The organism is Nocardioides sp. CER19 (assembly GCF_029846275.1).
GTDB lineage: Bacteria > Actinomycetota > Actinomycetes > Propionibacteriales > Nocardioidaceae > Nocardioides.
The window spans coordinates 397,097-421,626 of sequence record NZ_JARVWS010000001.1 but is presented as its reverse complement, the minus strand read 5'-3'; the positions used below and the strand labels follow the sequence as shown (position 1 = coordinate 421,626).

Here is a 24,530-nt window from a genome sequence, read left to right as displayed (position 1 = left end):
CCCGCGGAGTTCCGGAGTACCCGGTCAACCGGGTACTCCGGAAGCGCGCTGGTTTCGAGACGCGTCACGCCCCCTCGCTGCGCTCGGGTGCGTCGACGCTCCTCGACCTCCCCGCCTTCTCCCGGGCTTCGCAGGCTCAGCCCGGGGGCGGTGATCACCAGATACGGACCCGCGCCTCGGGGTCCAGCCAGAGCCCGTCGCCCGGCTCGGTGCCGAAGACCTCGTGGAACTCGTCGAGGTTGCGCACGATGTTGGCGCGGAACTCCGGCGGGCTGTGCGGGTCGATGGCGAGGAACTGCTGCGCCTGCTCCTTGCGGCGCTTGGTGCGCCAGCAGAACGCCCAGTTGCTGAACAGGGCGCGTCGCTCCTCGACCGTGGCGTCCGGCTGGGCGATGAGGAACGCCGTGTGGGCGATCGTCAAGCCGCCCAGGTCGCCGACGTTCTCGCCGACGGTGAGCGCCCCGTTGACGCGCTCGCCGGGCAGGTCGCGCGGCTCGTAGCCGTCGTACTGCTCGATGAGGGCCTTCGTACGCAGCTCGAACGCGGCCTTGTCGTCGGCGGTCCACCAGTCGTTGAGGTTGCCGAGACCGTCGAACTGGGCGCCCTGGTCGTCGAACCCGTGCCCGATCTCGTGGCCGATGACGGCGCCGATGCCGCCGTAGTTCTCGGCGAGCCGGCCGTCGGGGTTGAAGAACGGCTTCTGCAGGATGCCGGCGGGGAAGCAGATCTCGTTGGTGCCGGGGTTGTAGTAGGCGTTGACGGTCTGCGGCAGCATGAACCACTCGTCGCGGTCGACCGGCGAGCCGATCTTGCCGAGCTGGCGGTCGGTCTCGAACGCGGAGCTCGCGAAGACGTTGGCGAGCAGGTCGCCCGGCACGATCTGGAGCGCCGAGTAGTCGCGGAACTTGTCCGGGTAGGCGATCTTGGGCCGGAAGGTGTCGAGCTTCTCGAACGCCCGCTGCTTGGTCTCCTCCGTCATCCAGTCGAGCTTGGCGATGGAGACGCGGTACGCCGCGAGCAGGTTGGCGACCAGCTCGTCCATCTGCGCCTTCGACGAGGGCGGGAAGTGGCGGGCGACGTACTCGCGGCCGACGGCCTCGCCGAGCGAGCCCTCCACGAGCGCCACGCCGCGCTTCCAGCGCGCCCGCAGCTCCGGCGTGCCGTTGAGGGTGCGGCCGTAGAAGTCGAAGTTGGTCTCGACGAACTCGTCGGGCAGGTAGGGCGCGGCCAGCCGCAGCACGTGGAATGTCAGCCAGGCGCGCCAGTCCTCGATCGGGGTGCTGGTGAGCACCGTCTCGAGGTGCTCGAAGTACGACGGCTGGCGGACCGTGGCCTCGAAGAGGAGGTCCGCGGCGGGGATCTGGCCGGCCGAGACGTTCTTGACGTAGGCGTCCCAGTCGAAGGACGGCGTCAGCGCGACGATCTCCTCGAACGTCTTGAGGTTGTAGGTCTTCTGGACGTTGCGCGTCTCCGAGCGCTCCCAGTGGCCACCGGCCAGGGCGGTGTCGATCGCCAGGACCGTGCGGGCCTTGTCGGCGGCCTCGGGGATGTCGGCGAGCGCGAGCAGCCGCTCCATGTAGGCGACGTACTTGTCGCGGACCTCCGCGAACTTGTCCTCGCGGTAGTAGGACTCGTCCGGCAGGCCGAGGCCGCCCTGGAGCAGGTTGACGACGTAGCGGTCGGAGTTGCGGTCGTCGGAGTCGACGTAGGAGCCGAACAGGCCGCGGCCGCCGATCCGCTCGAGCTCGCCGAGGAAGGCGGCGAGGTCGCGGACGTCGCGCACGCCGCCGACGACGTCGAGCATCGGCCGGACCGGGGTCAGCCCGGCGGCGGCGATCGCGTCGGTGTCCATGAAGGCGGCGAACAGGTCGCCGATCTTCTGCGCCTCGGAGCCGGGGGCGGCCTCACCGGCGGCCAGCTCCTCGATGATCGCGTGGACCTGCTCCTCGGCGACGTCGACGAGCTGGATGAACGGGCCCCAGCTCGAGCGGTCGGACGGGATCTCCACCGTCTCCATCCAGGTGCCGTTGACGTGCCCGAAGAGGTCGTCCTGCGGCCGGATCGAGACGTCGTAGCCGTCGCGGGCTTCGTCGAGAGTGCTCACGGTCGAAACCCTAACCGCACCGTGGGAGCACGAGGCCGTCAGCCGGGGTGGACGATCCGGTTCATCTCGAAGTGCATCGGATCGGTGTAGTGCCAGCGACCGCCCCAGGTGAAGCCCCACTTCTCGAAGATCGCGACGACGCTGCGGTCCATCTGCCCGACGGTCCCGCGCTGGTTGCCCGGCACGTTGAGGTCGAGCGCCAGCCCGAAGGCGTGGTTGGAGAGCGAGTGGGTGCCCGCGATGAAGCGCGGGTAGTAGCAGCCGGCGTACTCCCCGGGGTGGATCTTGTCCGTCAGCCCGCGGCTGACGACCTCGGCCAGCGCCCCCTTGAGCTGCGGGAAGATCGCCTTGTTGCAGGTCACCGCGCCGAGGATCGGAACCGTCTCGGTGGTGATGTGGGAGCTCACCCAGGCGGCGGACGGCGTCACCCGGCCACCCGCCACCGAGAAGGTGTAGTTGCCGACCGCCTGGGCGAGGGCGCCGTAGAGCACCGGCATCTGCACGGCCTGCGGGTCGAGGCCGAACTTGGCGACGGCGTCGAGCCGCTGCACGGACGCCGCCTTGCCGACGATCTGCTGGATCGGACCGACCACCCGGTCGGGGGCGTAGTTGGTCGTCGTCACGAGCAGGGCGTTCCCGGTCTTCATGCCGAGCGCCTTGCCCCACTTCTGGTTGACGACCGCGTCGACCGTGCCGGCGATCTGGGGCGCCCAGGCGCCCACGTGGATGCGGGGCGCGTCGGCGTCGGCACCGAGCTTGAGGTAGCCCTTGGCGTCAGGCGCGAGCGTCTTGCGGAGGCTCCAGTCGACGGCGACCTCGCCGCCGGCGACCCGGTCCCACACCTGCTGGTTGTCGGCGGAGCGCACCTCGGTGAAGTTGCGGTAGGTCGCGGGGTCGACCGCGACGACCTTGAGCAGCCGGTCCTCGACCGACGGGTTGGCCATCGAGATCTGGGCGACGCCGGTGACGCCCTTGGTGTGGCGGATCCGCTGGACGACCCCGTCCGGGATGGTGTCCTGGGAGAGCACGAGCAGGTCCGCCGGGACGAGCGGACCGGTACGCGGGCCGGGCGGTGGGACGGCGTGCTGCGGGTCGGCGACCGGCGTGGTCGGCGTCGCGGAGGCCGCGGGCCTGGTGGTCGAGGCCGCCGGCGAGCTCGCGGTCGTGGGGTCGCCGGCGGGGTCGGCGGTCGGGTCGTTGCCGGCGTCCTGGCAGGCCGCCAGGGTGAGCACGCCGAGCACGCCGAGCACGGCGGCCGCCAGCCGCATCCCGTGACGCCTGTCCATCCTGACCTCCCCGGCGGTCAACGATAGAGGCCGTGCCAACGCGGCGGACGGCGGCTCAGGCGCTCGTCACGCCCAGGTGACCGGTGCCCGCTCGGCCCAGCCGGCGACGTCGACGGCGTCCGCGCCGCGGTTCCACAGCCGCAGGTAGAGGTCGACGGCGGGACCGGTGAGGACCCAGTCGGCGTCCGCAGGCGCCAGGTCCGTACGCCGACTGCTGACCGCCGGCTGCGGGGAGAGGCTGACCTCCCACCACTCCTCGCGATCGTCGGGGGCGACGACCAGCACGCCGGGCTCGTCGCTGCGCAGCCGGGACTTCGACCTCGTGAGGAACCCGCAGAGCAGCTCGTCGATGCCGTCGGCGGCCAGCTCGGCGTCGACCCAGACCTCCTCGGCCTTCGGCGGCCGGCCGAGCGACGCGGCCAGTGCGTCGACCGCGTGGATCGTCGTCTCGTGGCACTGGCGACGAGCCCAGAACTGCTTCGGGCCGGGCGCGTCGTTGAGGAAGACGACGGTCGCCACGTCGGCCGGTGCCTGGGTCCACGCGGTGACCAGGTCGATGGCGCCGTCCGCGAGCCACTCGAGCGGATCGGGATCGGTCAGACCGGCCCGCTCGAGCGTGTCGGGGTCGGTCCGCTCGCCGCGCAGGTTGGCCGTCGCCCAGCGGTGGACCATGCCCTGGTGGGCGATCAGCTCGCGCAGGCTCCAGCCGGGGCAGGTCGGTACGCGTGCGTCCAGACCGGCCCGGTCGCCGTACCGGACGAATGCGAGCATGGCCTCGCGGAGCCCTTCGAGGTGGCGGTTCGGCAGCAGCTGAGTGGGCACGCCTCCAGCGTGACAGTCGAATCCCGCCGGCGCCGCCTATTTTGGACCCATGCGGACTACGCGGCCCTTCGGCATCGACTTCGGCGGCACCGGCATCAAGGGGGCACCGGTCGACCTCGGCACGGGCGACTTCGGGGCGGAGCGGGTGCGCTTCAAGACGCCCGCGGAGTCGACGCCCGCCGCGGTGGCGGAGGTGTTCGTGGAGCTGCTCGCGCAGTTCCCGGAGAGCGACGGCCCGGTCGGGGTGACGGTGCCGGGCGTCGTACGCCACGGGGTCGTGCACTCGGCCGCCAACATCGACGAGTCGTGGATCGGCACCGACGCCGACCGGCTCTTCACCGAGGCCACGGGACGCGACGTGCACGTGGTCAATGACGCGGACGCGGCCGGGCTCGCCGAGGTGCGCTACGGCGCGGCGGCCGGCCGCAAGGGGGTCATCATCGTGACGACCCTGGGGACCGGGATCGGCTCGGCGCTCATCAACGACGGCGTGCTCGTGCCCAACACCGAGCTCGGGCACCTCGAGATCGACGGCCACGACGCCGAGACGCGGGCGGCCAACAGCGCCCGGGAGCGCGAGGACCTCTCCTGGGAGAAGTGGGCGAAGCGGCTGACGAAGTACTACCGCACCCTCGAGCTGCTCTTCTCCCCCGACCTCTTCCTCGTCGGCGGCGGGGTGTCGAAGCACAGCGAGGAGTTCCTCTCGCTCATCGACATCCAGACGGAGATCATCCCCGCGACGCTGCTCAACCGGGCGGGCGTGGTCGGCGCGGCGCTCTATGCGAGCGAGGCCGGCGACAGCTGAGCCAGCCGGGGGTCAGTGCACGTCAGTGCAGGTCAGTGCAGGAACGTGAAGAGCGGGCTGTCGTACGGGATCTTCTCGATCACGAGGTTGCTGGCGGCCATCCGGTCGAGCAGGCCGTCGATGCCATCGGGGCTGTCGAGGTCGATCCCGATCAGCGCCGGCCCGGTCTCGCGGTTGGACTTCTTGATGTAGTCGAAGACGACGATGTCCTCGCCCTCGGCGAGCACGTGGTCGAGGAAGCCGCGCAGCGCGCCCGGCTCCTGCGGGAAGCTCACGAGGAAGTAGTGCCGCAGCCCCTGGTGGACCAGCGCCCGCTCGATGACCTCGGCGTAGCGGGACACGTCGTTGTTGCCACCCGACACGATCGCGCCGACCCGGCCGGTGGGCCGCAGCTGGGCGAGGGCGGCCGTGGCCAGGGCGCCGGCGGGCTCCGCGATGATCCCGTCGACCTGGTAGAGCTCGAGCATCTCCGCGCAGATCGCGCCCACCTCGACGGCGACGACGTCGTCGACGAGGTCACGGACGACCGGGTACGTCGCCGACCCGGCCAGCCCCACCGAGGCCCCGTCGACGAACGTGTCGAGCGCGTCCAGCCGGACCGGCCCGCCCGCGGCGACGGCTGCCCTCATGCTGGCTGCGCCCACCGGCTCCACGCCGACGATCCGGGTTCGCGGCCAGGTGTGCCGCACCCAGGTGGCCAGGCCGGCGAGGAGGCCGCCGCCGCCCACGGGCACCACGACCAGGTCCAGCGGTGCGCCCGCCTGCTGGGTGAGCTCGGCCCCGACGGTGCCCTGCCCGGTGATCGTGCGCGGGTCGTCGAAGGGATGCACGTACGTCGCCCGGGTGCTCTCGGCCAGCTCGTGGGCCGCGGCGCTCGCCTCGTCGTAGGTGCGGCCGATGAGACTGAGCTCCACGTTGGGCCCGCCCAGGGCCAGGATCCGCTCGCGCTTCTGGCGCGGCGTGTTGGTCGGCACGACGATGTGCGCCTGGGTGCCGAGCCGGGCCGCGCTGATCGCGACGCCCTGGGCGTGGTTGCCGGCACTGGCGCAGACGACGCCGCGCCCGAGCTCCTCGGCGGTGAGGGAGCTCATCAGGTGGTAGGCGCCGCGGACCTTGTAGGACCGGCCGAGCTGGAGGTCCTCGCGCTTGAGCAGCACCTCGGCGTCGTACCGCTCACTGAGGCGGGCGGACCGCTCCAGCGGGGTCCGCTGGGCGATGGTCTGCTGGGCTGCCTTCGCGATCTCCTCGGGCGTGACGCTCACCCGCAGGAGTCTGCCGCACGGCCTTCGTGCGTCGATCCGGGGTGGGTGAGGAGTGGGACACCCCTGACCGGCGACACCTCCGACGCCGACCACGAGACGCTGGAGCCCTGGCGCTTGGCGGCGCGCGTCTCGACACGCTCGCTGGCGGTCGCTCACTACTCGACCACCGACGGCTCGCCGGTCGAGTAGCCCGAGCCCCTAGGCGAGGGCGTGTCGAGACCTACGCGGGCACCCGGGCGAGCGCGGCGAGGATGTCCCCGACCCGCTCCTTGGCGTCACCGAAGAGCATCTGCGTGTTCTCGCGGAAGAACAGCGGGTTCTGGACGCCGGCGTACCCCGCGGCCATCGACCGCTTGAAGACCACGACGTTCTTGGCCTCCCACACCCGGAGGACCGGCATACCCGCGATCGGTGACGACGGGTCCTCGGCGGCGGCCGGGTTGACCGTGTCGTTGGCGCCGATGACGAGGACGACGTCGGTCGCGGCGAGGTCGTCGTTGATCTCGTCCATCTCGAGGACGATGTCGTAGGGCACCTTGGCCTCGGCGAGCAGCACGTTCATGTGCCCGGGGAGGCGGCCGGCGACCGGGTGGATGCCGAACCGTACGTCGACCCCGCGCTCCCGCAGCCGACGCGTGAGGTCGGCGACCGGGTACTGCGCCTGGGCGACCGCCATGCCGTAGCCGGGCGTGATGACCACCGACGACGCGGAGGTCAGCAGGTCGGCGACGCCCTCGGCGTCGATCTCACGGTGCTCACCCTCGATCTCGGCGCCGCCGGTCGCCTCGATGCCGAAGCCGCCGGCGATGACCGAGATGAACGAGCGGTTCATCGCCTGGCACATGATGTAGGACAGGTAGGCACCACTCGACCCGACGAGCGCACCGGTCACGATGAGCAGGTCGTTGTCGAGCAGGAAGCCGGAGGCGGCCGCCGCCCAGCCCGAGTAGCTGTTGAGCATCGACACGACGACGGGCATGTCGCCGCCGCCGATGGAGGCGACCAGGTGCAGACCCAGCGCGAGCGCGACCGTGGTGACGGCGATCAGCTCCCACAGCTGGGGGTCGGCGACGAAGGCGACGGTGAGGGCGGCGAAGACGACCAGCGCGCCGACGTTGATGAGGTTCTTGCCCGGCAGCATGAGCGGCGCCGACTTGATCCGCGCGCTGAGCTTGAGGAAGGCGATGATCGAGCCGGTGAACGTGACCGCGCCGATGAAGATGCCGATGAAGACCTCGGCGTCGTGGATGTGGAGCAGCGTGTCGCCGGCGCGCGGCTCGCCGCGGTACTCCAGGTAGCCGTTCCAGCCCACCAGCACCGCGGCCAGGCCGACGAACGAGTGCAGGAGCGCGATCAGCTCGGGCATGCCGGTCATCTCCACGATCCGGGCCCGCCAGAGGCCGATCGAGGCGCCGATGACGACGGCGACGAGCAGGAGGACGACGCTCAGCGACCCGCCGCCGCCGTGGGTGTCCGAGCCGGTGGCCAGGTCGACCACGAGCGCGAACGTCGCGACGATGGCGATCGCCATCCCGGTGATGCCGAACCAGACGCCGCGACGGGCGGTCTCGTGCTTGGACAGGCCGGCCAGCGACAGGATGAAGAGCAGGGCCGCGACGATGTAGGCGGCGGTGGCGACGGAGGTGGCGTTCATCGGCGCATCAGCCCTTCTGGAACATGCCGAGCATGCGTCGGGTCACGGCGAAGCCGCCGAAGACGTTGATGGAGGCGAGCAGCGTCGCGACGAACGCGAGCACGCGGATGGCGGTGTCGTCGATGGCCAGCTGCAGGAAGGCGCCGACCACGATGATCCCGGAGATCGCGTTGGTGACGCTCATCAGCGGGGTGTGCAGCGCGTGGTGGACGTTCCCGATGACGTAGTAGCCGACGACGATGGCGAGGACGAGGACGGTGAAGTGCTGCGGGATGGGCGCCGGCGCCGTCGCGTTGACGAGGAAGAGGGCCACGAGGCCGATTGCCGCGAGGCCGAGCTTCACGGCCGGCGACATCTTCTTCTTGGGTTCGAGGCTCGCCGGGGCTCGCTCCCCGACCGGCGAAGGTGAGGGGGCCGCCGAGACCTGGACCGGCGGCGGTGGCCACAGCTTCTCGCCGTCGCGGGCCACGGTGATGCCACGCTGCACGACGTCGTCGAGGTCGATGATGACCTTCCCGTCCTTGCCGGGGGTCAGCAGCTTCATCAGGTTGACCAGGTTGGTGCCGTAGAGCTGGCTCGCCTGGGTGGGCAGCCGGCCGGCCAGGTCGGTGTAGCCGATGATCGTGACGCCGTTGTCGGTGACGATCTTCTGGTCGGCGACGCTGCCCTCGACGTTGCCGCCCTGGGCCGCGGCCATGTCGACGACGACGCTGCCGGGCTTCATCGCGGCCACGTCGGCGGCGGTGACGAGCCGGGGTGCCGGGCGGCCCGGGATCAGCGCGGTGGTGACGATGATGTCGACGTCGGCCGCCTGCTCGGAGTAGATCTCCGCGGCACGCGCGTTGTAGGCCTCGCTCGTCGCCGTCGCGTAGCCGGTGCCGGACTGCTCCTGCACCTCGTCGACGACGACCTCGAGGTACTCCCCGCCCAGCGACTTCACCTGGTCGGCCACCTCAGGCCGCGGGTCCGTGGCGCGTACGACGGCGCCGAGACTGCTCGCCGCGCCGATCGCCGCCAAGCCGGCGACACCGGCGCCGGCGACCAGCACCTTCGCGGGCGGGACCTTGCCGGCGGCGGTGACCTGGCCGGTGAAGAAGCGGCCGAACTCGTGGGCCGCCTCGATGACGGCGCGGTAGCCGGCGATGTTCGCCATCGACGACAGGACGTCGAGCGACTGGGCCCGGCTGATCCGCGGCACCGCGTCCATCGCCAGCGCGGTCACGCCGGCGGCGGCGAGGCGGTCGACCAGGTCCTCGTTGAGCGCGGGGGCGAGCAGGCTGACGAAGACGGCGCCGGCGCGCAGCTGGCCGATCTCGCCCTCGGACGGGGCGTTGACGCGGAAGACCACCTCGGCACCCCACGCCTCGGCGGTCGACCCGAGGGTCGCTCCGGCGTCGGCGTACGCCTGGTCGGCGAAGCTGGACAGCTCGCCGGCGCCGCGCTCGACGAGCACGTCGTAGCCGAGGCCGATCAGCTGCTTGACCGTCGCAGGCGTCGCGGCGACGCGGGTCTCCCCGGGGCGGGTCTCGCGGGTCACTCCGATGCGCATCTACCAGGGCTCCTTCGTCGATGGGTGCTTCCGGTGAGCGGGTGGAAGGCACCATGCCAGCGAAGTACCCAGGCGGGAAGGGCCGTCTCGTCGCAGGAACGGATCGGATCGATCCAAAGAGACGGGCCTCACACGATGGCGCCGCCCCGTCTCACCGCTCGCTGTCGAGCTGGTGCATGAACCGGGTCGGGTACCGGTCGCCGTGCGCCGACCCGGCGGGCACGAGCTCGTCGATCCTCGTCAGGTCGGCGTCGTCCAGCGTGACCGCGGTGCTGCCGATCATCGACTCGACCTGGGCCGGCGTACGCGACCCGACGATGGGCACGATGTCCTCGCCCTGGGCTGCCACCCACGCGATCGCGACCTGCGCGAGGGTGGCGCCCTTGGCATCCGCGATGTCCTGCAGCCGTGCCACCAGCGCCCGGTTGTGCTCGAGGTTCTCCGCCTGGAAGCGCGGGTGGTTCGCCCGGCTCCCGCCGGTGGCGTTGCCGCCGATGAGACCACGGCCGAGCACGCCGTAGGCGGTGATGCCGATGCCGAGCTCGCGGCAGGCGTCCAGGATCCCGTTTCTCTCGATCCCGCGGGTGAGCAGGGAGTACTCGATCTGCAGGTCGCTGATCGGAGCCACGGCCGCCGCCCGTCGGATGGTCTCGGCGCCGACCTCGCTGAGCCCGATGTGGCGGACGTAGCCGCTCTCGGCCATCTCCTGGACGGCGCCGACCGTCTCCTCGATCGGCACCTGCGGATCGAGGCGCGCGGGGCGGTAGATGTCCACGTGGTCGGTGCCCAGGCGCTGCAGCGAGTAGGTCAGGGAGGACTTGACCGCCTCGGGGCGACCGTCGAACGCGGACGGCATCCCGGTGGGCGTCACGAGCGCGCCGAATTTCACCGACAGCACCACCTCGTCACGACGCCGCTCTCGGAGGACGCGGCCGATCAGCATCTCGTTGCGGCCGGCGCCGTAGAAGTCGGCGGTGTCGAGGAGCGTGCCGCCGGCGTCGAGGTAGGCGTGGACGACGTCGGCTCCCGCGTCGTCGTCCACGGGGCCGTACGCCCCGGCGAGGGTCAGGCCGCCGAGGCCCGGTGACGTGACGGTGGGGCCGGTCGTTCCGAGCCGGCGGAGCATGAGGTCGGTGGTTGAGTTCGTGGTTGAGTTCGTCATGGCAACCACGCTGCCGCGCCCGGCCGGCGCGCGGCAGGACCGGCTCATCCAGGGACCGCCTCTCCCTGGATAGCCGACGTCGGCGGGCGGAGGATGGGAGCGTGACCGATCGCCGAGATCTCGCCGACTTCCTGCGCCGGCGGCGCGAGCTGCTCCGACCGGCAGACGTCGGCCTCCCGCCCGGCCTGCGCCGGCGCACGCCGGGGCTGCGGCGAGAGGAGGTCGCCCAGCTCGCCGGGATGTCGGTCGACTACTACACGCGACTCGAGCAGGCCCGCGGCTCGGCGCCGTCGGCGTCGGTGGTCTCCGCGGTGGCGCGGGCGTTGCAGTGCGATCTCGACCAGCGCGACCACCTCTTCCACCTGGCCGGGCTGACGCCGCCGCCGCGGCGCGCCGGCCGGCACGTCCGACCCGGCCTGATCAGCCTCGCCGACCGCCTCGTCGACGTTCCCGTGATCATCTGCACCGACATCGGCGAGATCGTCTGGCGCAACCCGCTCGGCCGCGCACTGACGCCACACCTGCTCGAAGGGCAGGGCCGGGCCAGCAACGTGATCTGGCTCCGCTTCACGCAGCCCGAGTCGCAGCCGTTCCCGGAGGCACAGTCCGCGCGGCTCAGTGCCTCGCACGTGAGCGACCTCCGGGCGACGTACGCGCGCCGCTCCGGCGACGCCGACGTCGCCTCGCTCGTCCACGACCTGTTGGAGCGGAGCGCTGAGTTCCGCGAGCTGTGGGAGCGGCACGAGGTGGCCGTACGCCGTATCGACCGCAAGACGTTCGAGCACCCCGAGGTCGGTCCGATCGAGGTGCGGTGCGAGGTGCTGCTCACCGAGGACGCCGACATCCAGTTCATCGCCTACTTCCCCGCCGAGGGGACCGATGCTGCCGAGAAGCTCGAGCTCCTCCGCGTGATCGGCACGCAGGACTTCGTGCCGACTCCCTAGCGCGGGGCGAGGATCCGCAGCTGCAGCATCGCTGAGAAGCGCTGCTCCGGATCGGCGAGGTCGAGCCCGCTGACCTCCTCGAGGCGGCGCAGGCGGTAGCGCAGCGTGTTCGGGTGGATGAAGAGCGCCGCCGCGGCGGCCCTGACGTCGCCGAGCGCGTCCAGCCAGGCCTCGAGCGTGTCGGCGAGCCCCGAGTCGTTGCGCTCGTCGTACTCCAGGAGGCGGGCGATCGGGCCGACCGGCCGCTCACCGCGAGCGGCCGCGAGGTCGCGCAGCTCGAGCAGGAGCGACTGCGTGTGCACGTCGGGGAGCCGGGCGACGCGACGGCTGGCGTAGCCTTCCCGCAGCACGCGCAGCACCCGCGTGGCGGTGGCCCGCGACTCGGTGACGCCGCTGACGTCGGCCGCGGTGCCGCCGATGCCGACGACCACCGGGAGGCGGGTGCCGAGCCGCTCGCAGAACTCCTCGGCCAGCCGCGCGACGCGCTCCTCGGGGTCGCTGCCGTGCGCGCCCGACGAGACCGGCAGCAGCGCGAACGCGATGCCTCCGATGACCGCGACGGCCGACGACGGCACCGAGGCGGACAGGTGCACACCCAGGGCGTCGGCCACCCGCTCGAGGTCGCTGGTGTCGCCGGCCGCCTGCTCGCCGACGGGGTGCTCGGCCCGCAGCGCCACGGCCAGTACGACGACCTGCTTGCCGGCCAGCCCGAGGCGGCTCAGCGCGTCGCGCGCGCCGGCGCCGCCCTCGAGGGCAGTGCTGACCAGGTCCGTGCGCAGCCGGCGCTGCACGTCGGCCCCGGCCCTGACCCGGAGCATGTGGAGGGCGACCAGCTTGGCGGCGTCCTGGAGAGCTGCGGTGCGCTCGGGCGTCACGTCGCCGTCCATGGCCGCCCAGATCGAACCGAGCACCTCGTCCCCGGCGCGCACCGCTATCGCGACGCGCTGCATGCTGATCGAGTCGGCGCCGAGGTCGGCAGGGTTGACGACGACCGGCCGGTACTCGCGGTAGAGCTCACGGAAGACGCCCAGGTCGGTGAGCATCTTGGCGTACTTCTCCGGCACTTGGCGGCCGATGATCGTCTCGACGCGGGACGGGTCGGCCTCGTCCTGGCGGCCGGAGAACGCGAGCACCCGCGAGCTGCGGTCCTCGATCGTCACGGGTGCGTCGAGCAGCGCCCCGACCGCGTTGGCCACCGCGAACAGGTCACCCGACGGGAGCCCGCCGATCGACTCCGCCTCCGCCGGCCCGATGTCGCCCTCGGCGAGCAGCGAGCGCAACAGCGCGGTCAGCTGGGCCCACGTCGCACCGCGGCGCAGGCCGAGCAGGGCGAGCCCTGACTCGGCCACGGCCGCGTCGAGCTCCGGCGTGACCGCGACCGGCGCGCGGACGATCAGCCCCACCGCACCTCGCTTGCCGACGTCCCGCACCAGCTCGGGCAGCTCCTTGCCCCGGATCCCCACGCCGAGCACCAGCGCCGCCGGCGGCTGCACCGGCTCGTCGTCCGGGTCGTGGATGACGATGCCGCCGATCTCCCCCTCGTGCGCCGGGTCGCCGACGACCAGCTCGAGCAGAGAGTCGCCCAGGTCGTCGAGCACCCGTCCCAGGCTCGCGCGGGGTCGCTGGTTCACGGGTTCAGGATATTTCAGGTGCGCCGTGCGTGCGCGCACCTGACCTTCCGAACAGCGACACACCGGGGGATCGTTCGGAAGGTCAGGTGCGCGGTCAGAGGGCGATCCACTCCTGGGAGGTGGTGACCGCGTCGAGGATCTCCGGGATCGGCGTCACGCCGAGGCCCGGCCCGGTGGGGACGTCCATGTAGCCGTCGGTGATCGTCAGCGGGGCCGTGATGTCGGTCCGGTAGAAGCGGTCGGAGGCGGAGATGTCGCCCGGGAGCGTGAAGCCGGGCAGCGCGCCGAGGGCGGCGTTCGCGGCTCGGCCGAGGCCCGTCTCGACCATGCCGCCGCACCACACGGCGAGGCCGTGGGCGGCGGCGAGGTCGTGGATGCGCACGGCCTCGAGGTAGCCGCCGACCCGGCCCGGCTTGATGTTGATGATCGAGCAGGCGCCGAGCGAGATGGCGGCGGCCGCCGTCTGGGCCGAGACGATCGACTCGTCCAGGCACACCGGCGTCTTGATCTGCCGCGACAGCTCGGCGTGACCGAGCACGTCCTCCTCCTCGAGCGGCTGCTCGATGAGCAGCAGGTCGAAGGCGTCGAGCTTGGCGAGGTGGCGGGCGTCCCGGAGCGTGTACGCCGTGTTGGCGTCGACCTGCAGGAGCAGGTCGTCCCCGAAGCGCTCGCGGACCGCGCGCACCGGCTCGACGTCCCAGCCGGGCTCGATCTTCAGCTTGATCCGGACGTACCCCGCGTCGAGGTAGCCGGCGACCACGTCGAGCAGCCGCGGGAGGCTGTCGAAGATGCCGACCGACACCCCTGACGGCACCCGCGAGTGGACGGCCCCGAGCTCGCGCGCCCACGACCGGTCGGCCGCGCGGAGCTCGGCGTCGAGCACCGCCATCTCCAGCGCCGCCTTGGCCATCCGGTGGCCCTTGAACTTGTGCAGGACCGAGGACACGGCGTGCGCGCCGTGGCGGAGCAGCTCGTCGGACGCCTCCGACAGCGCCGGGAGCAGGAAGCGCCGCAGCACGTCGGCCGTCGCGTCGACGTACTCGGAGGAGTAGAGCGGGTCGGACATCGCGACGCACTCGCCCCAGCCCTCGCCGTCGGCGGTGACGGCCCGCAGGAGCAGGATGTCGCGGGCGGTCTGGGTGCCGAAGGACGTCCGGAACGGCGAGACCAGCGGCATCGCGATCCGGCGCAGCTCCACGCCCTCGAGCTTCACGTTCACGACGGGTCTCCTTCGTGGGGCAGGACGAGGTAGCCCTGCTCCTTGTCGAAGCCGGCGACACGGCCACCGGCGGCTAGCGCGGGATGCAGCTGGTCGCGCACCTTGGTGCGCCAGCCGCGGGCCTGCTCGGGATCGGTGAGCCGCAGCGACTCGATGTCGCGTGGCACGTGCACCCAGGACGCCGCGGCCCCGGTCGGCACGACCGGGCGCACCGGGGCGCCGGCGCAGGCGGCGACCACCTCGGCCGACGCGAGCGACCAGTGGACCATGATCCGGTCGGTCTCGTCGTCGCGGTTGATGTCGTCGTCCATGGAGCCGTAGAAGTCCGGGAGGTACTCGGCGACCCGGGCCCCGAGCTTGGCGAGGTTGAAGTAGGCGTTGCGGGCGACGAGCGGGTCGTAGGTCCACTCCATCAGCTCGATGCCCCGGTCCAGGCACCACGCCCGCTGGTGCAGCTTGAGCGCGAACCCCACGTGGCGGCCGGCGACCGCCGTGGTCACGCCCGCGATGTGGCTGTGCATCGCACGGGCGGCCGGGGTCGAGTGGAACCCGACGCAGACGCCGACCATGGCGGCGTCCGGGCCGGTGCCGTCGTAGGCGGCGGCGACGTAGCTCTCGGCCTTGCCCAGCGCCCGGAGCAGCTCGGCACCCATGGGCGGGTTGTCCGGCTTGCCCCAGATCCGGCCGAGCACGGCGGCGGCCTCCTGGATCTCGTGCAGCTCGGCGAGCTCGCGGACCACGACGCGCGACGCGGCGGCCGCGGCGTCGTACGACGCCCACGCCTCGCTGGTCATGCCGCTCGTCATGACACGCCTCCCCCATCGGCGAGCAGGTCCTCCAGCAGTCCGTGCAGCAGCACGGTCCGGTCGACCAGCCGGTCGACGAGCACGTGCTCGTCGTCGGCATGGGCGCCGCCGCCGACGGCACCGAGGCCGTCGAGGGTGGGGGTGCCGACGCCGGCGGTGAAGTTGCCGTCGGAGGCGCCGCCCACGGCGGCGCGGGTCAAGAGGGGCAGCTCGAGCCGGGCCGCGACCGCCTGGGCGCGCTCGTAGAGCGGCAGGGACGCCGAGTCCTCCAGCGGCGGCCGGTTGATCCCGCCGCTGATCCGCACCTCGGCACCCGGGAGGGTCGGCCGCAGCGCGCGGAGCGCGGCGTCGACGCGCTCCTGCTCCGCCATGCTCCACGCCCGTACGTCGACCGCGAACCGCGACCACGCCGGGACCGTGTTGATGGTGACCCCGGAGGTGGCCGCGGTCGGTGTCACCGACGTGCCGGCCGCCGGGTCGGCGAGGGCCGCGACGGCCAGCACCTGGTGCGCCAGCTCGAGGGTCGCGTTGATCCCCTTCTCCGGCTCCAGCCCGGCGTGGGCCGCGCGGCCGACGGCGTCGACCTCGTAGAGGGACGTCCCCTTCCGGGCCGTCTTGATCGCCCCGCCGTCGGCCGAGGCCTCGAGCACCAGGACGGCCGAGGCGCGACGTGCCTCCTCCTCGATGAGCCCGCGCGAGCTGCCCGAACCGAGCTCCTCGTCACCGGTCACGAGCAGGGTGACGCCCTCCCGGTCGCTCAGGTCAGCGATCGCGTGCAGGGCCATGACCAGCCCCGCGAGCATGTCGAAGCAGCCGGGGCCGCGCAGCACGCCGTCCTCGATCGTGAACGGCTGCCGGGCGAGCGTGCCGAGCGGCCAGACCGTGTCGTGATGGGCGAGCACCAGCACCCCCGTGGGCGCCGCCGGCGTCGACGGCTCGCCGAACCGCCAGCGCAGGTGGTGGACGCCCTCGATGACGAGCCGCTCCGGCGCGACGCCGAGCCGATCGCTACCGAGCCGCGCGACGAGGTCGGCCGACCGCTCGACGGCGGCCAGGTCGCTCGACGGCGACTCGCACTCGACGAGCTCCCGCAGGTCTGCGAGGAGCGCGTCGAGCGCAGGAGCGGAGAGTGTCATCATGCAGTCTTCTTCGGGGTGGCGCGGGCGCCGAAGTGGATGTACTCCTCGCCGGTCGGCAGCGAGTAGAAGCGGACGGGGTAGTAGGCGGCGCTCTTGTCGGGCTTGACCGCGAAGAGGGCGTCGCCGACCGGGATCAGCTCGTGGACCTCGGGCTCGGACTCGCCCGACGCCTCGGCGACCGGCCCGGAGACCGTGGTGCGCATCCAGGTCTTGCCGTCCTCGACGTAGACCTCCTCGAGCACCGACTCGCGGGCATAGCTGCCGAGGTACGGCGTCGGGTCGACCTCGACGGGCTCGCTCGGCAGCTCGAACGGCGTCGGCAGGTGGACGCCGGCCAGGGCGGAGAAGATCTCCTCGTAGAGCTCCTGGTAGAGCGGGATCGCGCTGCCGAGGTTCGTGTTGACCGAGACGGCGATGCCGGCCTCGGGCAGCAGGCGCAGGAAGGCGGCCTGGCCGATCGTGTTGCCGTCGTGGCCGATCGCGCGGTGGCCGTTCCAGTCGCAGCGGAACCAGCCCAGGCCCCACGAGTCGCCGAGCAGGATCTTCTCCGGGCACTCGGTCTGGTAGTCGGCCATCGCGGCGACGCTGGCCTCCGACAGGACGCGGGTGCCGTCCTTGGCGAGACCACCGGTCAGGTGCATGCGGGCGAACGCGAGGACGTCCTCGGGACGGGAGGTGATGAGTCCGGCCGGGCCGACCGAGCGCGGCAGGCCCCAGACCGGGGCGATCTGCGGGTCGTCGCCGCCCTGGAGGTGGCCCATCGCGTGACCGAAGACCATCGCCTCCTCGGGGAGGGTGGTCGTGTGGGTCAGGCCGAGCGGGGTGAAGAGCCGCTCCTTCAGCGCCTGGTCCCACGTCTGACCGGTGGTGACCTCGATGATCCGGCCGAGCAGCGAGAAGCCGGAGTTGCAGTAGGACCAGGTGGCGCCGAGCGGGTGGTTCTGGGCCGCCTCGCCGAGCTGGGCGACGTACTTCTCGAGCGCGTCGTCGCCGCGGCCGGTGTCGGTGAAGACGTCGCCGTCGATGCCGCTGGTGTGGGTGAGCAGGTGCCAGACAGTGACGCTCTTGGTGACGTCGGGGTCGCGCAGCGACAGCTCGGGGATGATCTCGGTGACCGGGGTGTCGAGGGCGAACTTGCCCTCGTCGACCAGCTGCATGACGACCGTCGCGGTCCACACCTTGGAGACCGAGCCGATCTGGAAGACGGAGTCGGGGGTGGCCGGCTGGCCGGTGCCGGCGTGCAGGACGCCCGTCGCGGTCGTGAAGAGCTCGTCCTCGGCGCCGTCGGTGCCGAGGCGGAGGATGCCGAGCTGGGCGCCCGGGATGCCGTGCTTCTTCACCAGCTCGGCGAAGCGCGCCTCCCAGTGGGCAGTGTCGATCCCAGAATTCGTCGCGGTGGTCATCGGTTCTCCTTCGTCTGAGTGTGGTTGCTGCCGGGGATGGCCGCCAGGAGCTGGCGGGTGTAGGCGTGCTGGGGGCGTTCGAGTACGTCGGCCGTGGGGCCGTGCTCGACGATCCGGCCGCCCTCGAGGACGGCGACCTGGCTGGCGACGTAGCGGACCACCGCCAGGTTGTGCGAGATGAAGAGCAGCGAGAGGCCGAGCTCGCGCTGCATCTCCCTGACCAGGTTGAGGACCGCGCCCTGGACGGAGACGTCGAGCGCGGAGGTGATCTCGTCGGCGATGACCAGCCGCGGCCGGCCGGCGAGCGCCCGGGCGAGCGCGACCCGCTGCCGCTGGCCGCCCGAGAGCTGGCCGGGCAGCTGCGTCACGCGGCCGGCGTCGAGGTGGACCAGCTCGAGCAGCCGCACGATCTCGGCGCGGCGGTCGGCACGCGAGAGCCGCTCGGGGATCGCCTCCGCGATGCTCTCCCCGATCGTCATACGGGGATCCAGCGAGGAGAACGGGTCCTGGAAAACCATGCTCACCGGGCGTCGTCGGCCGCGCTGCCGGATCGGCTCGCCGTCGAGCAGGATCCGGCCGCCCTGGACCGGGGTCAGGCCGACCGCCGCCTTCGCGAGCGTCGACTTGCCGGAGCCGGACTCGCCGACGAGGCCGACGACCTCGCCGTCGGGCACCGTCAGGCTGACCTCGTCGAGCACCGTGCTCGTGCCGTAGCGGACCGTCACGTGGTCGAAGACCAGCTCGCTCATGCCGTGGCCTCCTCTGCCGTGACCATCTCGATGGGCTCACCGGCGTGCCAGCAGGCGACCCGGCGGCCGCTCGTGTCGGCCACCAGCGCCGGGTCCTGCTCGCGGCAGACGGCGGTGGCGAGCGGACAGCGGGCGGCGTACGCGCATCCGACGGGCATCTGCGCGGGGTCCACCGGATGGCCGGGGATCGTCGCGAGCGGCGCGTCGAGAGCGGTGGCCATGTCGGGCACGGCGGCGACCAGCGCGCGGGTGTAGGGGTGCTGCGCCCGGGTGTGCAGGTCGGCGGTCGGGAGGTCCTCGACGATCCGGCCGGCGTACATCACCAGGACGCGGTCGCAGACGTCGGAGACGACGGAGACGTCGTGGCTGATGAGGAGGAGCGCCGCGCCTTCCTCGCGCCGGACGTCCTGGAGCAGCGCCAGCACCTGGCTCTGCACGGTCACGTCGAGGGCGGTGGTCGGCTCGTCGGCGATGATGAGCCGGGGGCTGCCCATCAGGCCCATGCCGATCATGGCCCGCTGGCGCATGCCGCCGGAGAACTCGAAGGGGTACTGCCGGGCCCGGCGCTCGGGCTCCCGCACCCGTACGGCGCGCAGCCGGTCGACCGCCCGGTCGGACGCCTCCTTGCGGTCCAGTCCCTGGTGGTGGCGGCCGACCTCGGCGAGCTGGGCGCCGATCCGCATGGCCGGGTTGAAGGAGGTCATCGGGTCCTGGAAGACGACGGCGAGCGAGGTGCCGAGCAGCTGGTCGGTGTCGCTCTCGGCCAGCAGGTCGGTGCCGCAGAACGTCAGGTGCCGGGCGTCGACCAGGCCGGGCTCCTCGACGAGCCGCGCGATCGAGAGCGCGGTCAGCGACTTGCCCGAACCGGACTCACCGACGACGCCGACGGCCTCGCCGGCGGCCACGCCGAAGGACACGCCGCGGACCGGGTGGACCGGGCCGGCCGCCCCCGGGAAGGAGACCCGGAGGTCGCGCACGTCGAGCACGAGGTCACGGTCGGCGTCGGCGTCGTGCCTGAGGTCGCTGGCCGGCGTCTCGCCCGTGTCGACCTGCAGCGCCTGCCCGAAGCGGGTGACGGCCGACATGCCGAAGGCTCCGGCGACCGCCTCGCCGGTGAGGTTGAACGCCAGCCCGGCGACGATGACCATGATCCCCGGCGCGAGCGCGGCGAGCGGGTGCGTGTAGATGCCGGCCAGGCCGTCCTGCATCAGCCGGCCCCAGTCGTACGACGGCGGCTGCACGCCGAGCCCGAGGAACGACAGCCCGGCGAAGCTGAGCAGGACCCCGCCCGCGCTGATCGTCACGTTGACGACGAGCGGCTCGGCGACGTTGGGCAGGACGTGCCGCAGGAGGATGCGGAACCGGCCGACCCCGGCGATGCGGGCGGCGGCGACGTACTCCAGCTCGGCGACCCCGGCGACGAGGGTCTGGCACAGCCGCGCGAACGCGGGCGCGCCGGCGAGGCCGATGGCCAGCACCGCGCCCTTGGCGCCGACGCCGAACACGACGGCGAAGAACAGCACGAGCAGCAGTCCGGGGAAGGCGACGAGCAGGTTGACCAGCGCCGTGACCAGCCGCCCGGCCCGGCGGCCCAGCAGCAGCGGCGCCGTGCCGAGCAGCACGCCGACGACGGTGCCCAGCGCCGTCGCCAGCAGGGCGAGCGACACCGACAGCCGGGTCGCGACGAGCACGCGGTAGAACAGGTCGCGGCCGAGGTTGTCGGTGCCGAGCCAGTGGTCGGCCGACGGGCCCGCGAGCAGGTTGTCGGTGTCGACGGCGTTCGCCTTGTCGCCCCACAGGATCGGGGCGAAGACGGCGAGCAGGAGAACGAGCGTCAGGAGGCCGACACCAGCGATGCCGACGGGGGTCTTGAGGACACGGGACCAGCGGTTCGTCATCACAGGTCGCCGATCGTCGAGCGGGGGTCGAGGACGGCCAGCGCGACGTCGACGAGGTTGTTGACGATGAGCACGATGACGCCGTAGACGAGGACGGTGCCCTGGACGAGCGGGTAGTCCTTGCTCACGATCGACTGCACGATGGTGCTGCCGAGACCGGGCCAGGCGAAGACGTTCTCGACGAGGACGGTGCCGGCGACCATCGAGGCGAGCAGCATGCCCCCGAGGGTCAACGTCGCGGTGACGGCGTTGGGCAGCGCGTGGCGCAGGTGGATCCGCAGCGCCGGCAGCCGCTTGGCGCGGGCGGTGCGGATGTAGTCGGTCTCGAGCACGGTGAGCATCTCGACCCGGACGATGCGCGCGAGCACGGCCGCCGGGCCGATCGCCAGCGCGAGGACCGGGAGCACGTAGGACGAGGCACCGTCGCGGCCCGCGACGGGGAACCAGCCGAGGTTGACGGCGAAGACGGCGACGAGCGCGACGCCGAGGAGGAAGTCGGGGATGGCCCCGAGCACGACGCTCGTCCCGGCGAAGGCGAGCTCCGTACGCCGGCGGCGACCGCGGCGGGTGGCCACGGCGACCGCGACGCCGACCGGGACGGCGATCGCGATCGCCACCCCGAACGCGAGGAACGCCAGCGAGGCGGTCGCGGGGAGCCGCTGGCCGATCGTCTCCGCGACGGGGAGCTGGCTCTGGATCGACTCGCCGAGGTCGCCGTGCAGCAGGTTGCCGAGGTAGTGGACGTACTGGGTGAGGAGCGGGTCGTTGAGGCCGAGGGCCTCGCGCTTCGCGGCGACCAGGTCGGCCGGTGCGGTCAGCCCGAGGGCGGCCCGCACCGGGTCGCCCGGGACGAAGTGGATCATCAGGAACGAGGCGGTCACCAGGACCCACAGCGACACCAGCAGCCGCCCCGTCCGGCGTACGGCGAAGCGCACCCACCGGTTCCGCAGCCAGGCTGCGCGGGTCGGGACGACTGCTGGTGTCAGAGCTGCCATCGGACGGATCAGCCCAGCATCCGGATGCTGGTCGGCTCGATCCAGCCGGTGATGTCGAAGTCGGCGCCCTTGTGGAACGTCTTCATGACGTTGTTGGCGAAGGGCACCACGTCGGCCGACTTGAAGAGCGCTCCCTCGGCGGCGTGCCAGTCACCGCAGCCGTCCGCACCGTTCTTGCCCATCGCGGTCTTCACACTGGCGGAGTAGTCGGCGTTGTCGATGCCGGCGAAGTTCGTGCCGCCGTCCTTGACACCGGGGCCGGAGAAGAACGGCACGAGCTGGTCGGGGCTGCTCACGTTGATCGGCTCCCACGCGACGTCCCAGTTCCCCGAGCCGAAGAGGACCGGCTGCAGGTCGGTGGTCGACTCGCCCTTCGCCTTGACGTCGACGCCGAGGTCCTTCCACGCCTTGGTGGCCAGCTCGGCGGCCGCGGAGCCGCCGCTGCCGAGGACGCTGTCGTAGAGGAAGGTGACGGTGAGCTTCTTCCCGTCCTTCGCGTAGACACCGTCGGAGCCCTTCGCCCAGCCGGCCCCCTCGAGCGAGGACGCCGCGGCCGAGGCGTCGGTGCCGGGGACGTTGCCCTTGACCGAGTCGCCGGGGCACGAGGCCGGCGCGAGGATCGCGAGCCCGGTCGCCGCGGCGCCCGTGCCGGAGGTGAGCACCTTCTGCAGCTGGGCCAGGTCGAGCGCCTGGATGAGCGCCGTACGGACGGCGGGGTCGCTGGTCGGGTGACCGTCGGCGTGGTTGGCCCACTGCTCGCCGACGACGAGCTGGGTGTCTTCCGCCGGGACGTTCGCGGAGGTGAGGCGGGCCGCGTCGGGGCCGAGGATCGAGGCGGCGTTGATCTGGCCGCTGGTCAGCTCGTTGGCGGCGGTGGTCTCGTTGGCGACGATCTTGACCTCGATCGTCGCGGGCGTGCCCTTCTCGGACGTCTTGGCGCCGCCCGGGCCCCACGCGTAGTCCTTGCGGACCGCGTAGGTGTAGTGATCGCCCGGGACGGCCTCCTTCAGCGTGTAGGGGCCGGTGCCGGCGGTCTTGTCCTTGAGCGACGCGCGGTCCTTGAGGCCGGACTCGCAGACCATGGGCAGGTTCGCGAAGCCGTTGAGGACGAACGGGGCCGGCGATGCGAGCTTGACGGTGACGGTGGAGCCGGCGGCGGTGGCGGTCGCGCCGGCGGGCGCGTAGACACCGAGGAGCGGGCTCTTGTTGGCCGGGTCCTCGACCCAGCTGATGTTGTCGACGACGGTCTGGGCGTCGAAGGCGGAGCCGTCAGCGCAGGTCACGCCGTCGGCGACGTCGAACGTCACGGTGGTGCCGTTCACCGTCCACTTCGAGGCCAGCTGCGGCTGGACCTCGCCCTTGGCGTTCACCGCGACGAGGGTGTCGTAGGCGAACCGGCCGAGCTGCAGGGCGGCGCTGACCGCCGAGCCCTGTGGGTCGAGCGCGCCGGGGTCGGTCGCGACGGCGAGGGTGAACGTCTTGCCGTCGACGTACTTGCTGCCGCCGCCGGCGCTGTTGTCGTCGGACCCGCCGCCACAGGCGGCGAGGCCGACGGCGGCCACGGAGAGGGAGAGGGCCAGGAGGGCACTCGAGCGGACCGGCCTCATGGGCGTTCCTCTTTCTTCGGGGTGGTGGGGGGTGGTGCTCACTCGACGCGCGAGACGACGCGGCCGTAGTGGACGTACTTGGCCTTCCCGGCGACGTCGCCGATGAACGCGAAGACGACGTGGATGCCGTGGAAGGACTCGACCGAGATGAGGGAGTCGCCGGAGAGGTGGACCAGCTCGAAGCGCATCGGCTTCTCGCCGATCTCCGCGATGATGTCCTTGGGCACCCGGTCGAGCCAGACCTTGCCGTCGGCGTCCTGGCTGACCGTGATGTCGTAGATCGTGTCGGCGTAGTGGCCGAGGTAGCGGCTGACGTCGACCGAGCCCGGGAGCCCGGGCTCGGCGGGCGGGGTCGGCCGGGCCGGGAGCACGACGCCCGTCAGGTCGGTCAGCAGCCGGGCGACCACGTCGTTGAAGAGCCCGAAGAAGTCGCCGCCGTTGGTGAGCATCGCGATCGCGACCCCGGCCTCGGGCACGACCCGGAGGAACGCGGCCTGGCCGATCGTGCCACCGTCGTGGGCGACCACGGTGCCCTGCGGGGTGTCGAACAGCTCCCAGCCCAGGCCCCAGGCGTCGCCCATCCCGGAGAGCCGCGGCAGGTCCACCTGGCGGGTCTGCATCGCGCGCACCGACTCCGCGCTGAGCACCTGGGTGCCATCGGGCGCCGCGCCACCGTCGAGGTGCATCCGGACGAAGCCGACGAGGTCGGTCGGCGTCATCGCGAGCATCGAGCCCGCCGGCGCGTTGGAGCGGGCGAGCGCCCAGGTCGGCGCGGGGGACACCGCCTCACCCTCACCGCCGACGTGGCCCGTCGCGGCGCGGTGGAGGATCGCCTCGTAGGGGCTGGGGCTCACGCGCTCCAGGCCGAGCGGCCGGGCGATCCGCTCGAGCAGCACCTCATCGTACGGCTTGCCACGGAGGACCTCGACGAGCCGGCCGAGGACGACGAACGCGGTGTTGTTGTAGGAGAACGTCTCGCCCGGGGCGAAGAGCTGGGGCAGGTCGGCGAGCGTCGCGACGTACTTCTCGATCGCGTCGTCACCGCGACCGGTGTCGGTGAAGATGTCGCCCTCGAACCCGGCCGTGTGGGTGAGCAGGCGGCGGGTGGTGAGCGCCTTGGCCGCCTCCATGTCGCCGATGACGAGCTCGGGCAGGTAGTCGAGCAGCGGCTGGTCGAGGTCGAGCAGGCCGTCGTCGACGAGCTGCATGACCAGTGTGGTCGTCCAGATCTTGGTGATGGACCCGATCTGGAAGACGGTGTCGGTGTCGACGTCGACTCCGGTGGCGAGGCTGGTGACGCCGCCGACGGCGGTGGCGACGCGACCCTCGGCGAGCACGGCGACGGTGGCGCCGGGTACGTCGTGCTCCGCGACGAGGCGCGCGAAGTTGTCGTCCAACCAGCGGGCGGCCGCGTCCGCGCTCTCGGGCACTGTTGACATGGCGGCCACCGTAGGTCCGCCGCGCGTGGCCTGTATTCGTCGGATCGAACAGGCCA

Annotated in this window: 20 protein-coding genes; 3 read left to right on the top strand and 17 right to left on the bottom strand. The window is 72.1% G+C overall.

Features of this window, described 5'->3' with window-relative positions; translation table 11 throughout:
• Positions 1-154 precede the first annotated feature (154 nt).
• From QDS12_RS02105 to QDS12_RS02095, 3 genes are all read right to left on the bottom strand, one after another.
• Positions 155-2,104: a M13-type metalloendopeptidase gene (locus QDS12_RS02105; protein ID WP_279876556.1), complete on the bottom strand. Its 1,950-nt coding sequence runs from the start codon at positions 2,102-2,104 to the stop codon at positions 155-157.
• Positions 2,105-2,142: 38 nt separating this feature from the next.
• Positions 2,143-3,390: a M15 family metallopeptidase gene (locus tag QDS12_RS02100; RefSeq protein WP_279876555.1), complete on the bottom strand. Its 1,248-nt coding sequence runs from the start codon at positions 3,388-3,390 to the stop codon at positions 2,143-2,145.
• 66 nt (positions 3,391-3,456) lie between these two features.
• Positions 3,457-4,212 (bottom strand): maleylpyruvate isomerase family mycothiol-dependent enzyme, encoded by a 756-nt coding sequence (locus tag QDS12_RS02095; RefSeq protein WP_279876554.1) that lies wholly within the window; start codon positions 4,210-4,212, stop codon positions 3,457-3,459.
• A gap of 49 nt (positions 4,213-4,261) precedes the next feature.
• Here QDS12_RS02095 and ppgK point away from each other — a divergent pair, with 49 nt between their 5' ends.
• The gene (gene ppgK, locus QDS12_RS02090; RefSeq protein ID WP_279876553.1) at positions 4,262-5,017 is read left to right on the top strand and encodes a polyphosphate--glucose phosphotransferase; all 756 of its coding nucleotides are present in this window, start codon (positions 4,262-4,264) and stop codon (positions 5,015-5,017) included.
• A gap of 32 nt (positions 5,018-5,049) precedes the next feature.
• Here the strand turns inward: ppgK and ilvA are convergent, their stop codons facing one another.
• Positions 5,050-6,279, bottom strand: coding sequence for a threonine ammonia-lyase IlvA (gene ilvA, locus QDS12_RS02085; RefSeq protein ID WP_279876552.1), 1,230 nt, complete (start codon positions 6,277-6,279; stop codon positions 5,050-5,052).
• Positions 6,280-6,324: 45 nt separating this feature from the next.
• On the opposite strand from ilvA, the gene QDS12_RS02080 reads away from it, so the two are divergent.
• Positions 6,325-6,468, top strand: a complete 144-nt coding sequence (locus QDS12_RS02080; RefSeq protein ID WP_279876551.1) for a hypothetical protein — start codon at positions 6,325-6,327, stop codon at positions 6,466-6,468.
• A 31-nt stretch (positions 6,469-6,499) separates the two neighbouring features.
• On the opposite strand, the gene pntB is transcribed toward QDS12_RS02080, so the two are convergent.
• From pntB to QDS12_RS02065, 3 genes are all read right to left on the bottom strand, one after another.
• The gene (pntB, locus tag QDS12_RS02075; RefSeq protein WP_279876550.1) at positions 6,500-7,933 is read right to left on the bottom strand and encodes a Re/Si-specific NAD(P)(+) transhydrogenase subunit beta; all 1,434 of its coding nucleotides are present in this window, start codon (positions 7,931-7,933) and stop codon (positions 6,500-6,502) included.
• 7 nt (positions 7,934-7,940) lie between these two features.
• Positions 7,941-9,482: a Re/Si-specific NAD(P)(+) transhydrogenase subunit alpha gene (locus QDS12_RS02070; RefSeq protein WP_279876549.1), complete on the bottom strand. Its 1,542-nt coding sequence runs from the start codon at positions 9,480-9,482 to the stop codon at positions 7,941-7,943.
• A gap of 151 nt (positions 9,483-9,633) precedes the next feature.
• Positions 9,634-10,644 (bottom strand): aldo/keto reductase, encoded by a 1,011-nt coding sequence (locus tag QDS12_RS02065; RefSeq protein ID WP_279876548.1) that lies wholly within the window; start codon positions 10,642-10,644, stop codon positions 9,634-9,636.
• A gap of 101 nt (positions 10,645-10,745) precedes the next feature.
• Between QDS12_RS02065 and QDS12_RS02060 the strand changes: the two genes are divergently transcribed.
• Positions 10,746-11,588, top strand: coding sequence for a helix-turn-helix transcriptional regulator (locus tag QDS12_RS02060; RefSeq protein ID WP_279876547.1), 843 nt, complete (start codon positions 10,746-10,748; stop codon positions 11,586-11,588).
• On the opposite strand, the gene QDS12_RS02055 is transcribed toward QDS12_RS02060, so the two are convergent.
• The 10 genes from QDS12_RS02055 to QDS12_RS02010 all read right to left on the bottom strand — a co-directional run bounded on the left by QDS12_RS02055 (position 11,585) and on the right by QDS12_RS02010 (position 24,474).
• Complete coding sequence (locus QDS12_RS02055) at positions 11,585-13,219, bottom strand: helix-turn-helix domain-containing protein (protein ID WP_279876546.1); 1,635 nt, start codon at positions 13,217-13,219, stop codon at positions 11,585-11,587. The genes QDS12_RS02060 and QDS12_RS02055 overlap by 4 nt on opposite strands.
• A 94-nt stretch (positions 13,220-13,313) precedes the next feature.
• A complete protein-coding gene (gene menC / locus QDS12_RS02050; protein WP_279876545.1) occupies positions 13,314-14,438 on the bottom strand; it encodes an o-succinylbenzoate synthase in 1,125 nt (374 codons plus the stop codon).
• Positions 14,435-15,244, bottom strand: coding sequence for a GNAT family N-acetyltransferase (locus QDS12_RS02045; RefSeq protein ID WP_279876544.1), 810 nt, complete (start codon positions 15,242-15,244; stop codon positions 14,435-14,437). Before QDS12_RS02045 ends, menC begins: the two co-directional genes overlap by 4 nt.
• Entirely contained in the window at positions 15,241-16,383 is a 1,143-nt protein-coding gene (locus QDS12_RS02040) for a M20 family metallopeptidase (protein ID WP_279876543.1), read from the bottom strand. Before QDS12_RS02040 ends, QDS12_RS02045 begins: the two co-directional genes overlap by 4 nt.
• Complete coding sequence (locus QDS12_RS02035; RefSeq protein WP_279876541.1) at positions 16,380-17,786, bottom strand: serine hydrolase; 1,407 nt, start codon at positions 17,784-17,786, stop codon at positions 16,380-16,382. The genes QDS12_RS02040 and QDS12_RS02035 overlap by 4 nt, the downstream gene beginning before the upstream one ends.
• Positions 17,783-18,535, bottom strand: coding sequence for an ATP-binding cassette domain-containing protein (locus QDS12_RS02030; protein ID WP_279876540.1), 753 nt, complete (start codon positions 18,533-18,535; stop codon positions 17,783-17,785). The genes QDS12_RS02035 and QDS12_RS02030 overlap by 4 nt, the downstream gene beginning before the upstream one ends.
• Complete coding sequence (locus QDS12_RS02025; protein ID WP_279876539.1) at positions 18,532-20,433, bottom strand: dipeptide/oligopeptide/nickel ABC transporter permease/ATP-binding protein; 1,902 nt, start codon at positions 20,431-20,433, stop codon at positions 18,532-18,534. The genes QDS12_RS02030 and QDS12_RS02025 overlap by 4 nt, the downstream gene beginning before the upstream one ends.
• Positions 20,433-21,428, bottom strand: coding sequence for an ABC transporter permease (locus QDS12_RS02020; protein ID WP_279876538.1), 996 nt, complete (start codon positions 21,426-21,428; stop codon positions 20,433-20,435). The genes QDS12_RS02025 and QDS12_RS02020 overlap by 1 nt, the downstream gene beginning before the upstream one ends.
• Positions 21,429-21,436: 8 nt before the next feature.
• The gene (locus QDS12_RS02015; RefSeq protein ID WP_279876537.1) at positions 21,437-23,035 is read right to left on the bottom strand and encodes an ABC transporter substrate-binding protein; all 1,599 of its coding nucleotides are present in this window, start codon (positions 23,033-23,035) and stop codon (positions 21,437-21,439) included.
• Positions 23,036-23,073: 38 nt separating this feature from the next.
• A complete protein-coding gene (locus QDS12_RS02010; protein ID WP_279876535.1) occupies positions 23,074-24,474 on the bottom strand; it encodes a serine hydrolase in 1,401 nt (466 codons plus the stop codon).
• Positions 24,475-24,530 lie beyond the last annotated feature (56 nt).

Bases quoted from the DNA above. Each gene is read 5' to 3' on its own strand.
- QDS12_RS02100 (WP_279876555.1), bottom strand. From the start codon at position 3,390: ATGGACAGGCGTCACGGGATGCGGCTGGCGGCCGCCGTGCTCGGCGTG.
- ppgK (WP_279876553.1), top strand. From the start codon at position 4,262: ATGCGGACTACGCGGCCCTTCGGCATCGACTTCGGCGGCACCGGCATC.
- pntB (WP_279876550.1), bottom strand. From the start codon at position 7,933: ATGAACGCCACCTCCGTCGCCACCGCCGCCTACATCGTCGCGGCCCTG.
- QDS12_RS02070 (WP_279876549.1), bottom strand. From the start codon at position 9,482: ATGCGCATCGGAGTGACCCGCGAGACCCGCCCCGGGGAGACCCGCGTC.
- QDS12_RS02065 (WP_279876548.1), bottom strand. From the start codon at position 10,644: ATGACGAACTCAACCACGAACTCAACCACCGACCTCATGCTCCGCCGG.
- QDS12_RS02045 (WP_279876544.1), bottom strand. From the start codon at position 15,244: ATGACGAGCGGCATGACCAGCGAGGCGTGGGCGTCGTACGACGCCGCG.
- QDS12_RS02040 (WP_279876543.1), bottom strand. From the start codon at position 16,383: ATGATGACACTCTCCGCTCCTGCGCTCGACGCGCTCCTCGCAGACCTG.
- QDS12_RS02035 (WP_279876541.1), bottom strand. From the start codon at position 17,786: ATGACCACCGCGACGAATTCTGGGATCGACACTGCCCACTGGGAGGCG.
- QDS12_RS02030 (WP_279876540.1), bottom strand. From the start codon at position 18,535: ATGAGCGAGCTGGTCTTCGACCACGTGACGGTCCGCTACGGCACGAGC.
- QDS12_RS02025 (WP_279876539.1), bottom strand. From the start codon at position 20,433: ATGACGAACCGCTGGTCCCGTGTCCTCAAGACCCCCGTCGGCATCGCT.
- QDS12_RS02020 (WP_279876538.1), bottom strand. From the start codon at position 21,428: ATGGCAGCTCTGACACCAGCAGTCGTCCCGACCCGCGCAGCCTGGCTG.
- QDS12_RS02015 (WP_279876537.1), bottom strand. From the start codon at position 23,035: ATGAGGCCGGTCCGCTCGAGTGCCCTCCTGGCCCTCTCCCTCTCCGTG.
- QDS12_RS02010 (WP_279876535.1), bottom strand. From the start codon at position 24,474: ATGTCAACAGTGCCCGAGAGCGCGGACGCGGCCGCCCGCTGGTTGGAC.